Below are 2,087 nucleotides of genomic sequence, written 5' to 3'. Positions count from 1 at the left end.
AGGAGGTTGGCTTAGAAGCAGCCACCCTTTAAAGAAAGCGTAATAGCTCACTGGTCGAGTCGGTCTGCGCGGAAGATTTAACGGGGCTAAGCACTAAACCGAAGCTTGGGGTGCACACTTATGTGTGCGCGGTAGAGGAGCGTTCCGTAAGCCTGCGAAGGTGGCTTGAGAAGGCTGCTGGAGGTATCGGAAGTGCGAATGCTGACATGAGTAACGATAATGCGGGTGAAAAGCCCGCACGCCGAAAGCCCAAGGTTTCCTTGCGCAACGTTAATCGACGCAGGGTTAGTCGGTCCCTAAGGCGAGGGCGAAAGCCGTAGTCGATGGGAAGCAGGTTAATATTCCTGCACCTCGCGTGAGTGCGATGGAGGGACGGAGAAGGTTAGGTGTACCGGGCGTTGGTTGTCCCGGGGAAAGGCGGTAGGTGTGGAACTTTGGCAAATCCGGGTTCCTTTAACACCGAGCACCGAGACGAGCTCTTTAGAGCGAAGTCACTGATACCACGCTTCCAGGAAAAGCTCCTAAGCTTCAGCTCACGAAGACCGTACCGTAAACCGACACAGGTGGGTAGGATGAGAATTCTCAGGCGCTTGAGAGAACTCGGGTGAAGGAACTAGGCAACATGGCACCGTAACTTCGGGAGAAGGTGCGCCCTTTTTGGTGGCTGCATGCGCAGCTGAGCTGAAGAGGGCCTCAGAAACCAGGCCGCTGCGACTGTTTATCAAAAACACAGCACTCTGCAAACACGAAAGTGGACGTATAGGGTGTGACGCCTGCCCGGTGCTGGAAGGTTAATTGATGGGGTCAGCCGCAAGGCGAAGCTCTTGATCGAAGCCCCAGTAAACGGCGGCCGTAACTATAACGGTCCTAAGGTAGCGAAATTCCTTGTCGGGTAAGTTCCGACCTGCACGAATGGCGTAACGACAGCGGCGCTGTCTCCACCCGAGACTCAGTGAAATTGAAATCGCTGTGAAGATGCAGCGTTCCCGTGGCAAGACGGAAAGACCCCGTGAACCTTTACTATAGCTTTACATTGAACGTTGAGTTCGTCTGTGTAGGATAGGTGGGAGGCTATGAAACCATGGCGCTAGCTGTGGTGGAGCCAACCTTGAAATACCACCCTGATGTGCTTGACGTTCTAACCTAGGCCCGTAATCCGGGTCGGGGACCATGTATGGTGGGTAGTTTGACTGGGGCGGTCTCCTCCCAAAGAGTAACGGAGGAGCTCGAAGGTACGCTCAGCGCGGTCGGACATCGCGCACTGTGTGCAAAGGCATAAGCGTGCTTGACTGCAAGAGCGACGGCTCAAGCAGGTACGAAAGTAGGACTTAGTGATCCGGTGGTTCTGTATGGAAGGGCCATCGCTCAACGGATAAAAGGTACTCCGGGGATAACAGGCTGATACCGCCCAAGAGTTCATATCGACGGCGGTGTTTGGCACCTCGATGTCGGCTCATCACATCCTGGGGCTGTAGTCGGTCCCAAGGGTATGGCTGTTCGCCATTTAAAGTGGTACGCGAGCTGGGTTCAGAACGTCGTGAGACAGTTCGGTCCCTATCTGCCATGGGCGTTGGAAGTTTGAGAGGGGCTGCTCCTAGTACGAGAGGACCGGAGTGGACGAACCTCTGGTGTTCCGGTTGTCACGCCAGTGGCATTGCCGGGTAGCTATGTTCGGAAGCGATAACCGCTGAAAGCATCTAAGCGGGAAGCGCGCCTCAAGATGAGACTTCCCGGGGCACAAGCCCCCTGAAGGAACCATGTAGACTACGTGGTTGATAGGTCAGGTGTGTAAGCGCTGCAAGGCGTTGAGCTAACTGATACTAATGATCCGTGCGGCTTGACCATATAACCTCAAGTGGCCTTGGACTCGACGGCAACGTCGATGAGAATCCAATGCCCGCTACGTCACAAGACCCTATGTGAGACAGGCGCCTCATCCCTTCGGATGGCGACGCTCCAACCGTCTCCCTGGTGAAATTAGCGCTGTGGTCCCACCCGTTCCCATCCCGAACACGGAAGTGAAACGCAGCTGCGCCGATGGTAGTGTGGCCTAAGCCATGCAAGAGTAGGTCATCGCCAGGGGCTTT

Annotated in this window: 2 rRNA genes; both read left to right on the top strand. The window is 55.2% G+C overall.

Features of this window, described 5'->3' with window-relative positions:
• A 23S ribosomal RNA gene (locus FG323_RS19530) occupies positions 1 to 1,845 on the top strand; the annotation flags it as partial.
• 122 nt (positions 1,846 to 1,967) lie between these two features.
• Positions 1,968 to 2,082 (top strand): 5S ribosomal RNA (rrf, locus tag FG323_RS19525).
• Positions 2,083 to 2,087 lie beyond the last annotated feature (5 nt).

It is taken from the genome of Pseudoxanthomonas sp. z9, assembly GCF_006542425.1.
In the GTDB taxonomy this organism is placed as follows: Bacteria; Pseudomonadota; Gammaproteobacteria; order Xanthomonadales; family Xanthomonadaceae; genus Pseudoxanthomonas_A.
This window is presented reverse-complemented; position numbering and strand designations above follow the sequence as displayed.